This is a genomic window from Mesorhizobium carmichaelinearum (genome assembly GCF_900199455.1).
GTDB classification, from domain to species: Bacteria; Pseudomonadota; Alphaproteobacteria; order Rhizobiales; family Rhizobiaceae; genus Mesorhizobium; species Mesorhizobium carmichaelinearum.
Window position 1 is genome coordinate 1 of the sequence record NZ_FZQR01000069.1, and the last position, 11,414, is coordinate 11,414.

General features: G+C 57.2%; 9 protein-coding genes and 1 pseudogene. 2 read left to right on the top strand and 8 right to left on the bottom strand.

Annotation, left to right across the window (positions count from 1 at the left end; genetic code table 11):
• The 5 genes from CKW40_RS44450 to CKW40_RS41120 all read right to left on the bottom strand — a co-directional run.
• The coding region (locus CKW40_RS44450) for a hypothetical protein (protein ID WP_210200208.1) at window positions 1-325 on the bottom strand (325 nt) is incomplete at its 3' end.
• Between the two features lie 154 nt (window positions 326-479).
• Window positions 480-1,268 carry a LuxR family transcriptional regulator gene (locus CKW40_RS41105; protein ID WP_244571527.1) on the bottom strand — a complete coding sequence of 263 codons (789 nt, stop codon included), beginning with the start codon at window positions 1,266-1,268 and terminating at the stop codon, window positions 480-482.
• A gap of 951 nt (window positions 1,269-2,219) precedes the next feature.
• Complete coding sequence (locus CKW40_RS41110) at window positions 2,220-4,658, bottom strand: CaiB/BaiF CoA-transferase family protein (RefSeq protein WP_095205252.1); 2,439 nt, start codon at window positions 4,656-4,658, stop codon at window positions 2,220-2,222.
• A 304-nt stretch (window positions 4,659-4,962) separates the two neighbouring features.
• Window positions 4,963-6,249, bottom strand: coding sequence for an aminotransferase class I/II-fold pyridoxal phosphate-dependent enzyme (locus CKW40_RS41115; protein ID WP_095205253.1), 1,287 nt, complete (start codon window positions 6,247-6,249; stop codon window positions 4,963-4,965).
• Window positions 6,250-6,880: 631 nt separating this feature from the next.
• On the bottom strand, window positions 6,881-7,135 hold the full coding sequence (locus CKW40_RS41120) for a hypothetical protein (RefSeq protein ID WP_095205254.1): 255 nt from the start codon (window positions 7,133-7,135) through the stop codon (window positions 6,881-6,883).
• A gap of 105 nt (window positions 7,136-7,240) precedes the next feature.
• On the opposite strand from CKW40_RS41120, the gene CKW40_RS41125 reads away from it, so the two are divergent.
• Window positions 7,241-8,125, top strand: a complete 885-nt coding sequence (locus CKW40_RS41125) for a cyclase family protein (RefSeq protein ID WP_342202975.1) — start codon at window positions 7,241-7,243, stop codon at window positions 8,123-8,125.
• A 310-nt stretch (window positions 8,126-8,435) separates the two neighbouring features.
• On the opposite strand, the pseudogene CKW40_RS41130 reads toward CKW40_RS41125, so the two are convergent.
• Window positions 8,436-8,611: pseudogene (locus CKW40_RS41130) on the bottom strand (transposase); the annotation flags it as partial.
• A 350-nt stretch (window positions 8,612-8,961) separates the two neighbouring features.
• Window positions 8,962-9,777 (bottom strand): SDR family oxidoreductase, encoded by an 816-nt coding sequence (locus tag CKW40_RS41135; RefSeq protein ID WP_095205255.1) that lies wholly within the window; start codon window positions 9,775-9,777, stop codon window positions 8,962-8,964.
• A 435-nt stretch (window positions 9,778-10,212) separates the two neighbouring features.
• On the opposite strand from CKW40_RS41135, the gene CKW40_RS43495 reads away from it, so the two are divergent.
• Window positions 10,213-10,911 (top strand): GNAT family N-acetyltransferase, encoded by a 699-nt coding sequence (locus CKW40_RS43495; protein WP_143748517.1) that lies wholly within the window; start codon window positions 10,213-10,215, stop codon window positions 10,909-10,911.
• A gap of 257 nt (window positions 10,912-11,168) precedes the next feature.
• Here the strand turns inward: CKW40_RS43495 and CKW40_RS44455 are convergent.
• The coding region (locus tag CKW40_RS44455) for a hypothetical protein (RefSeq protein WP_210200209.1) at window positions 11,169-11,414 on the bottom strand (246 nt) is incomplete at its 5' end.

The window sequence follows — 11,414 nt, forward strand, 5'->3', positions numbered from 1 at the left end:
GCACCCGGCGAGTGTTGTTCCGATCGCCATGCCTCAAAAGAGGAACTAGGGAGCACCCACAGTTGGAGCCGAGCCAACCGTCACCGACCGAAAATCGCTGGGTGTGGAGACCACAGGTTATTCCTTTCGGCGGCTTATTTTTGAAACAGGTCCTTTCCGCTATCTCCAGCTTAAGGCCGGAGACATAGGCCTGATCGATGGCGGATTCGTCCACGGAGTTACAGGTCAACAGGCAACGGAAAGTGTCGTTGTGCCGAATAGTTCTTCTGGTTTGCGCGGCCGGATCTTGTTCTCTGGCGGACCTGAAGTGGATGTTGGCAGCCATTGACTGGCTTCCGCAGGAGGTTAAGGCGTGAACATCGTTAGTGATAGGAGCCCCCTCCGGTCACAAACTCGTGCTGTCCGAAGAACCGGCATCATTCCGGTCCCTGGCGCTTCAGACGTTGCCGGTTGCCAACAGCCAAGTCTCCCCGCCGCTTTTACCACTCAATAATCCCGAAGTTCAAGGCCTTGACAGCAGCGGCCCTTCTGTTAGCAGAATCCAGTTTTCGCATTACATTTTTTATGTGGAAATTGACGGTATTTAATGATATTCCAAGTATTTCGCCTATTTCCCAAGACGACTTCCCTCTCGCCACCCATAGGATACATTCATTCTCTCTTACAGTAAGCTGAGGCGCCTTCTTGAGATCACTATGGCCCGTGCTTTTCGAGATCTTCAGATGGAACTCTAGCGCCGCAAGTTGCAAATAGGTTATTGTTCTATTTTGGAGTTCGCAGGCCCAGGGTTGAGCAAAGCTCATGATCGCGAAGCTGGCATGGGGGCCGTGCAATGGAACGCTAATTCCTGACCTCAAGCCGAACGTCGCAGCCTCATTGAAGACGCGCCGCTCGTTTTCAGTCGTGCTTGCGTCGTCATACACCTCGCTCCATCGAAAGGCGCCTGCGCGCTTTCGACAGGTCTTTAAAATGGGGGCTATCCTGTCATAACCCATTTCAAAATAGCGCTTCTGCCATTCATCAGCATAGTTCAGCATGACCGCCGCATCTCGTGTGGGCATTAAGCATTTTTGGTAGGGTGTAAGAGATTCATAGGCGACCCACGGAAAATCAAGATTCGACGCAAAAGCAGATAGTAGCTCGAACAATTGCTCGGATTCAGCAACGCCATCAGTCTGATCGAGAAAGCGACCAAACTCGACCGCAAGCGCTCCTCTAGGTGCCTTCGGGAAATGCAGCGACGAGACCCAAGAGAACTGGTCGGACACTCTAGTGGCCGGCCTTAGAAAATGAGTGGCCGCACTCATCTGAGGGCGTTCCATAGTCTCTCCTCAGAAACCAGTTGCGGGCAGCCAGTTGCGCCGAATGTTCACTGGCGCACAAACCTGCCGGCTGTGAGGCTGCGGCTCTTCACCGTCGTCGGCAGCCCGGCCCCGCCAAAGATGGATCACATTACTGCTTTCACATAGTGATATTTAGTAAATCTTCGCTTGCGACAGCGTTGCGAAAAGTTCACAGTTTGCATACATCAGTCACCTGTAGAGCTTTGAAATTGTTATAGGGAGCGTTAACATCTAGGAGTGTTTCCGCGCCCGGATCGTCCGCAGCGGATGATCCCGTCGGAGATTCTCAACGCAGCAGCCTGAATTGCATTGGGCCCTACCTGAATTTTTTTGCGAGGCGCCGTGCATCTCCAGATTCTCATAAAGAATTGCTTGCTCCGGCTTCGTAGCTCCTCCGAAACCGCATCAACTGCGCCTCCGATTCGGTGGCAATCAGCTCGGTCGGCGTGGCCGATCACCCCGATTAAAGCATCGACATAGGCGTCCATGCGGCCTGACTCTCGGCTGCCCAGTCGCGCATGGCGGGCGCTTCCCTGATCACGAAGCAGCACCCCAACAAGTCCCGCGACCAGCGCGAATCCCTCCGCGGCCGCGACTTTCTGCGAGTAAGACTCGGGGTCGTTAGCAAGGAAGAACCCTTCAGTCTCCGTTCAAAGTTTACGTGGGTCTCCTGAGATTAGTCCCGAGAATCCGCGCGTTTGGACGTGTTCCGTGGAGGTTCCGCCAGATACTCTCCCGTTTTCCGGATTTCCAGCTCATTGCGTTGGATGCGTGCCAACGCGTTTGCGCCCAGTCTTGAGACCGTAAGCGCGACAAGAATGTTCGCGATGACATAAGCCTGGGGGGTTGAACAACCAAGGCTGTAGATTCGATCTGTCAATCTGACGACATCTTCTCCGCCTGTGACAGCTCTCCTTCGGAGAGCATCCTCATACCGATGATGCCGTCCCTCGCTAATTGCGCGATCTCGGCGTCGGAGAGGCCGAGAAGCCCCGATAGGATGTCTCTGTTATGCTGTCCGAGTGTTGGCGCCGCTGTGCGTATTGTATAGGGTCCTGGGCCTTCGCGGATGGGCATCGAGGGCTGCGGATGTAAGCCTACGAAAGCACGTTCAACTTGTTGCATATACGCACGCGAGGCGAGATGCCGATCGTTAAGAAGGTCGTTTGGCTTGCGAGCCACGCCGGCAGCGACTTTCGCTGCTTGCAACTCGGACATAGCCTCATCCGCGTCGCGACTGCGCGTCCAGGCTGCGACGCCTTCCTCGATAACATCCTCGGCAGCCCGGCGAGCTTCCGGAGATTTGAGCGACGCGTCACTGGCCCACTCTGGCCGACCAATAAGAACGGCAAGTCTCTGCCACATGTCCTCATCTGTTGCGGCTACCATGATCCAGTTGTCCTCACCCGCACACCGGAAGCAGCCGTGAGGTACAAACTGCGGATGTCGGTTGCCATACCTTGTTGGCGGCAAACCGCCCATCGAGCCAACCGTGATCCATGGTGCCACAAATGGGATCATGCATTCGATCTGAGCAAGGTCGATGAATTGTCCCTCTCCTGTGCTGCGGGCGTGAATCAGTGCGCCCAAAACCGCAACGCACCCGTTCAACCCACCCACGGGGTCTCCAAAAGCCACGTGGCTCATCACGGGCGGCCCGTTGGGATTTCCGACCACCCTTGGCAATCCTGAACCTTGCTCGAGAGTCGAGCCGTAGGCCCGGCAACCGCGATGAACGCTGTCGGCGCCAAAGGCTGACATCGACATCACGACGAGGCGTGGGTTCAGCGCTCTGAGCACGTCGTACCCCAGCCCGAGCTTCGGCAGCACGTCGACGGAATAATTACTGACGACAATGTCGGCTTCCGCTACAAGCCGTTTGGCAAGACTGAGGCCTTGCGGCCTTGTCAGGTCGAGTGTGATGCCGCGCTTGTTGCGGTTCATGATGCAGTAGCACATCGTCTTTTCATACAAATAGTCGTCCACGTAAGCAGGGCTTCGATCAACGCCGCGCCACCAGTCGGGGTATTGGATGGCCTCAATCTTGATGACATCCGCGCCGAGATCACCCAGGGTGCGCGTACACAACGGGCCAGCCCAGCCCATCGAGAAGTCGATTACGCGAACCTCCTGCAATGGCTGCCAGTCGGCATCGATGCAGCCCGTCGGCATCAATGCGGCCAATTCTGTTCCGTTCGCGAAAGCCTGATACTCGCCGAGATCGGGAACCTTCCCCCCTCGGCGCGGCGGCGTCAATGTCAGCCGCTGCATCGAGCCAGCGGTCAAGCCCTCTTCTTCGCAAAACAAGACAGGCACGATCGCGCCGCGCGCTTTTTTCTCCGTATCGCGGAGCAGATCGGATATTTCCGGTACTGGCACGACCGGGATCTTCCGTTTCAGTCCCTCCTTGAACCAATCTTGCGCTGTTCGCTCCCTCAGCTTTGGGATAAATTGTCGTTCGATATGTTCCATGTGTTGCAGACGATCTTCGGCGAGATACAGAGCCGGATTATCACGCAGTTCCGATAGGCCGAGCATATCGCAGAATGCTCGCCATTGTGCCGGCGTCCATGTCGTGACGCCAAGCCAACCCTTCTTGGTTTCGTAAATGCCGACCGGAAAGCCTGGCCAAAAGCGGTTAGTACCGATGCGGTGGATCACGTCGCCGCGCGCAAACGCCTCGAACATAAGATACTCGCTGACAGCGAGGCTCGATTCGAAAATACTCAGGGACCACGACCGCCCTTCCCCACCCCGCATTTGCGCAATCGCCGAAGAAGCCACAGCAATGAAGCCCCATAGGCCGGAAAGGATACCCGTCTGGAAATCCGGTGCGTACAACGGCGGACCCTCGACCGGTCCAGCCAGCTTTACGAAGCCGGCGAGCGCGCGAACGGTCGAATCAGTTGCTGCAAATCCCGCATATGGCCCCTCGCGGCCAAACCAACTCGCTTCGAGGTAGGTCAACATAGGGCGCCGCTGCCGGATAGCGGCGATATCAACGGGCGGGCAATCCGCGGAATCAACATCGCGACCATCGACCAAAATGTCGCAATTCTCAATCAGTGCCGCCAGCCGTGTGATTGCGTCTACGTCGGCGGAGTCGATGACGTTGCTAGACTTGTTGAAGTTCAGGAATGCGAACCACGCACTCTGTCCACTCGGCGTGACTGGTGGGGTGCGGCGAAGTGGATCGCCTGTTGGCGGCTCGACCTTCTGAACGTCGGCGCCAAAGTCGGCAAACAGCCGCGCGCAATAACTGGTTGCGGCCGAACTGCCGATTTCCACGACCCGCAGGTGCGACAATACTCCCATCAAGGGGCTCCTTTCCTAACTCGGCACCCGGTGGGAATGCCTCGCGAACTACCTACAAGACAACTCGTTCAGGTCATGCCAAGCCGATCGGTCGTCTGCCGGCCGACCGTCACCGCCTTCCGCACACAAACAACTGTGGCATTCGGGAGGGCAGGCCGGCGCGAGCATATGATCGCTCTTCTCGGCGTTCATAAACTCTTGAACACTGGACGAGCACGGAGTGGTCGTAAGCCACGAAACATCCAGAGGGCTTCAGAGTCGAATGAATCGCCTTGGCAACCATTCGCGACATCGTCCTGATCCCTCAGGGGACGCTCGGTCGCGCACCGCGGCTCGCTGTTGTGCCAACTACCTTCTCAAAAATGCGATCGCACAGCCGGTCTATGTCTCGAACCTCATGATCGGCCGTAATGCAAACCCTGATCCCCGATTTTCCTTGTGCGACCGTCGGGAAGAACGTCACCGAGGTATAGAAGCCGTCATCGAGAAGCTCTCTTGCGGTTGCAATCGCCTTGGCCTCGGATCCGATGTCGATCATTCTGATCGGAAGCGCGTTGCCTCGTTGCGCGGTTGCGATATGCCTATCAAATAGATCGATGCGTTGCGCCAGCCGCCTCTGCCGCAGGCCGAGTTCTGCCGAGCGGTGAATCTCACAGGAGGCAAGCGCCGCGCCAACTGCCGCCAGATTGGCGGCCGCCGAGAACGCATGGGGGACGGAGTACCGTCGAAATAGGGCATCCTGGTCGGCAGTTCCGAGCATCAATATGCCGCCTGACGCGCCAAATCCCTTGCCCAGCGAGGCTGCTATGATCGTGCGGTCACCAAGCTCTTGCGGAAACTGAGAGCGCGCAAATCCCTGGCCTTGGCGTCCGAACAGGGAGATTCCATGAGCATCGTCGACATATAGAAAGAGCCCGTAGGATTCTTGGAGCTGGCGCAGTTGTTTGAGCGGAGAGTGGCCTCCCATAGAGTACACACCATCGCATATATAGGCGACCACCGGCTCTTGACGACATAAGCGTTCGAGAGCCTCCATGTCGTTATGCGCAATCGTTTCCACCCGCGTCTCATCAGCCACCACCGGCTTGTGATGGGCGAGAGAGATGTGCGCAGCGTGATCGAACACGCAGACCGGCTTCTTTCCGCCCGTCAATTGACCCGAAGCAAGGAGGGGCATTGCGCCGAGGTTGGCGAGCATGACACTGGAAAAGGTGAGCACACGCGCTGAGAACATTTCTGACAGGGTTGCCTCAAGCTGTGCGAGAAGATCGAAATTGAGTCGCGTTCGTGCGCAGGACCAATGCAATGACCGATGCGCCTCAATCGCCTCAATCGCACCGGCGGTGATCACCGGGTGGTTGTCGAGACCCAGATATGAGCATCTTACGAAATCAATTGCCTGCGGTCGATTGTTAAGCGGACCGGTGCCCAACGCAAAGGCGCGTCCAGCTGTGGAACGCCCATGGACAGCCATGACGCCGGCTGCATGGGCCGCATCGAAATATATCTTGCTCTTATTGACCACGTAGCCGGTGTTCCGAAAGTGCCCGGATGCGCGTTCACCGCCCGAAACAGGGAACCGGTGCTGCATCTCATTCTCCCTTCTGATCTGCCCAAACTACACGCCCGGCCGCTCCGATGAGTCGGCACAACAGCATGGCTTGGTCAACGTTCCGAACCGAAAGTGCCGTATGGACCGTCACACAACTCGACAGCACCTTGGGTTCAAAGTACTAAGCTACTGGCCACGCGCTGGCACCTACCAACCCAGATAGGCTCGAGCGCTCAAGGCGCGACCGAATTGCATACCCGCCAGATGGCAGTAGCGACGACCTACAGCGTTGTGGCCGTAGGATCACGGCGAGCTTGCGCTACCGCGACCTTGGCCTACTTGAATCCGACACCCTTGGCGATCCGCAGCCCCCCGGCTTCAGGGAAGAGAAGCCAATCTGCCGCGTCAGGATGACGTTGGCGGCTTCATTGAGGTGGGTTCACGTGAGCTTGTCGCCAACCTTCGAGAGACGGCCGTTTCAACTGACCTGGCCGGATTCGTAGCGCCTGGGCGTGGGGCCGAGATGGGCGCCGGCGCTGGAGGACCGGCGGAAGCGGGAAGCATCCTCATAGATCGACGCAACCGAAAGCGTGATCATGGGCCAACGCCGGGAACAGCCGGGCCATGGCATTCTGTTTCGCGCCAGCTCGAAACTCACTCGTCAAGCACCTTATCCGCTCGATGATGGATCGGCGGGCTCGATTATCGCCTCGACGACCGCCCTGATCTCAGGCGCTGCCGTCAGCTCGCCGGAGGCGATCTCCTCGGCACGACAGCAAAAGCCACCGACTTTCTTCCCGAATAATGGTCCCGAAGTCCTGAGGAGTCCACGGAGCTGGTTCTCGATCTTGCCGCGGACGCCGACTCGAACGAGCGCCCGCACGAGGTACCAGCCGTGGCTCTTGATGTGGAATCCCTGAACCATCCCGTCCGCACGATTTGGAGCCAGTCACCCGGCTGGCGCGATCGAGCCCTACCGAGGTTGGTAGGTGTCCAAGAAACGTGGCAAGTGGTTCAGTTGGCTTAACCCATGCTGGCGATCGTGTCGTGGCAAGATCGTGCAGAAAATCTTACGACCAATCTGGAGCCTGCTATGCCTAGCCGATGGAAGCGAAGACCCGACGGATCCAACTGGGGCGACTTTGGTGACGATGACGAATTAGGTCGGCTCAATTTTCTTACGCCAGAGGCCCGCAAGCGCGCGGCCGGCTATGTCGAGGAAGGACTGACGTTTTGCCTTAGCCTTCCACTGAATTTGCCCGGAGGCAATATTGTCCATCGTCTGAGACATCCGCCCCGATTGTTTGCACTACCACGCGACGAAGAAGGCGCCCTCAACTACAACTATCCGCTGGCCAACGAAAAGGTCGGGGCGACCGATATCGTCAGTGACGATTACGTCACATTAGCGACTCAATACTCAACACATTGGGATACTTTTGCCCACGTGGGACAGAGTTTCGATGCCGATTCGGATGGAGTCGCCGAGCCCGTCTACTACAACGGTTGGCGCGCCGGCATTGACGTAGTTGCGCCAGATCCAGCCACGGGCAGCGCACGAACATCTCGTCTCGGCGTTGAGACAATGGCGCGAGCAGGCCTGCAAGGACGCGGCCTAATGATTGATCTATGTCACCATCTCGGCAGCAGCCGACGCGTCGTTAGTTATGACGATATCATGCGAATAATCGAGGCGGATTGTATTGAGGTCGAGCCGGGAGATCTAGTGTGCTTTTACTCAGGTTTTGGTGACCGAATCGTTTCATCTGCTGGCACGCTCGACCGCTCTGACGTACAGCCTGCTCACTGCCCCGAATTGGATGGACGCGATCAACGCCTGCTCAAGTGGATTGATGGAACTGGGCTTTCCGCGCTCATCTCGGACAATTTCGGGATAGAAGCACTTCCTGCATGAGCAACCGATGGTGAACATGCCTCATTACCCCTCCACGAATTCTGCCTTTTCAAGGTCGGGACCGCACTAGGGGAGCTCTGGTACCTTTCGGAACTCGCCAAGTGGATGCGGCAACGGCAACGACGATATTTCCTCCTGACTGCGGCGCCGCTCTGCCTTCCTGGTGCAGTGGGCTCGCCGGTTACGCCGCTGGCGACCGTCTGACCGTTTGCTGAAACAAGAATACGGCGCATGAGTGTCGGAGAGGCTGGTGGATGTGTAACCGGGGCAGATTTCCGGGCTGTCAGGCTGGACGGCGTTAATCGCGTCGGGGAAAGCCCTTCAGACCGTCGACGACGGCGATCAGGACGGCCGCGACGCCAGGCTTTCCAGTTCTATCATTACGCGCAGCCAGAACTCGGCGCCCGCGGTCTGCTCGGTCCAAATGCCGAGGATCTCCTTCGACCCGTCCGGCAGGATGCCGAGCGCGATGTAGACAGACTTGTTGCCATGACGGTGCTCCGCGGCCATCTGGAGGAGCTCTATCGTATCGACGTGTCGCCGGACCTGATCTCGGCCGTACCGACGCCATCCTGGAGGCATAATCCACTTCTATCGTTCCATCGAGATGGATGTTGATTTGCCCCCGAACGGGGCTGTAGCTAAGATTGAGGCCGGCTTGCAGGATTCCGAAGGCGTTGTCGTCCGCAACAGTCATCGTGGCTGGGCCGCAAAGGTCGAGATAACCGCGTCGACAGATCTGCTTATGTGACAGCGCGGGCACGGCGACGCCAGTTTCCAACCCACGCTGGGGTCAAAAAATGTCAGCGACTCAAAAAGAGAGTTCCTGACGCGCGCTATTCTCTGAAGAAGCTTATGCCATGCCGCACGGACTGACCGCCATCGATCGGCAGGATCGCGCCGGTAATGTAGCAACCAGCTCGGCTGCATAGAAAAAGGGTGGCGCCGGCTATATCGTCAGGCCTGCCAATCCGGGCCAGCGGGACGCGACTGCCGATCCGTTGTGCCTGTTCGTCGGTGGCGATGGCGAAAGCAGTCATCCGGCTCCGGAAGGTACCGGGCGCGAAAGCGTTGACGGTGATCCGGCGTGCCGCGAATTCTTGCGCAAACGTGCGCGTCAGGTGGTGGACGGCGGCCTTCGAGGCAGTATAAGAGTATGCGTCTTCGGCGATCGGTTGCGTTCCCATCACCGAGCCGACGTTGACGATCCTCGCGGGGTCTTCGTCGCTTGCCGCCATATCAAGTAGCGGCAGAAGTTCGCGCGTAAGATGGAAAAGGCCGGTAACGTTGACGGTTAGCACGCGTGCCCACGCCTCATAGGGAAAGGTGTCAAGCCGCTCCCCCCAAGTCGCGCCGGCATTATTGACGAGAATGTGCAGCCTGTCAGTCCGCTTTTGCACTTGTTGGGCTAGTTCAGTGATGCCCTCTTCGGAACTGATGTCTCCGGCAAACCCTTCCGCTTTGCCCGGTGCGTCCAGCGTGTTGAGGTCGTCGGCCGTCCGCTCGCAATCGGCGCCCTTGCGGGAGGCGATCATCACGTCTGCGCCGCCCTGGACTAGCGCGGTAGCAACCATTCGTCCGATGCCGGTTGAGCCGCCCGTAACAAGCGCCTTCTTCCCCGTGATCGAAAAGAGTTCGTTAAGGTAGCCCATTAGATCTCCTGCTGCTCGGTTCTCACGGACTCAGTTGACAGTTGGGCCGGCCTACCTCCGACGGCCTCTAGATGCAGTCCTTGACTCAAGCGCATGTCAGCTTCTGCTCCACGATAACAAAAGCGCCAAACCTACTTCTTCATCAGTCACGTGGCTCGCCGACGGGCGCCAGGCTCATGGGAGTCCTCGTAGAATAACATCCACATCAGAATGGCTCTGCTGCTTGGAGCTGAATTGAGGTAAAGATGACGAGACGCGACTCACATCAGCTGCGTAGCAGTTCTCTGCGCCTCAATTCAGCTCCAAGCAACCCATGAAAGTAGGTAGGATTACAATCCGCGTTAGCGGTGTACAATCCATTAAGAAAGTCAACACGCCTTCCGGTCATCGCGCCTCCAGTCATGGCGCAGCTTATCAAGGATAGGACAAGCCGCTATGGTAAAATGCGTAGTTAACCCGTTGAACATTTCCCGATACCTCCATGCATATGACGCAGACGCGATAAAGAACGGTATAAAGCTTTCGGTAGGATTCGATTTCCATAAATATGTTTCGATCACTTTAGCTACTCCGACAAAAGACCCAACATATCCAAACTTTAGACCAGATAGATCGCAAATTAAAACAGGAGAAGGCTTTTGGATTGCTGGCGTAGACTGCAATGATGAAGTCGTACTTCTCGATGCAGCTCGGTTATATGACCTTCCAGATAGCAATTTTGCAAATCATCTGCAATCTCTGAAGGCGTTTTATGCCGACCCAACCATACATGCACATCCCGACGACACGTGTACTTGTACGGCACCGAGCGCTAAGAAAATAACTGGGAGGGTAGCGTACCTCGGAGATCTCTGGGTGCGCAAAGACTACAGAGGGCAAGGCATACCTAGGATTGCGGCGGGAGTAGCATTCGGCGTGTCTGTTGCGTTGTGGGATCCAGACTTCCTCTGTGGGCTTGTAGCGCGTTGGTCAATAGACAAGGGAGTCGTTGCGCAATACGAAATGCCGCATCATGAGCCCGGCGGGGCAAATTTAAGGCTGGTAAAAGAGAAGATTGTCGACGAAGATTGGCTTATCTGGCTAACCGGCGACGAGTTGAGGAGCCGTATTGATTCTCACAACAGGCCAAGCTAAGTCCCGTCGTTCACTGGCGCGACTGCACTATGCAGATTGAATAATTCTTGTTGAGATTCAGGATTGATCGGGAATGAGGGACCCTCTCGGCGCAGCTCCCACCCCACCGGGCATACGGCAGCTCGACCCGATTACGCTTAGGCAGAGACATAGAGACGGGGAAACCGAGCGAGTCGAAGTGATGGTTGCGCAGGGTCTGTTGGACCGCTGGTTGTCTGACATGCGCCAGGCTGGCCGAGCGGCCAGCCGGTGCTGCCTTACACGATCCAGCTCATCGCGTCTTTGCCCAACTTGCGGCGGCGCCTTCGTCGGGACGTCAGCGCAGTGCGGTCGATCAGGACGAGACGACCTGGCTTCAGGTGAAGTTCGCCACCATTGACAACTTGCCGCCCGTGGGCAAGCAGAAGCACTACAGTCCGCAGGTTCTGACATACATCCACACTCTCGAAGAGGATCCGCCCCAGGGCGCGATCCGATCGACTGGAAGCTGGTGACCGGTGGCG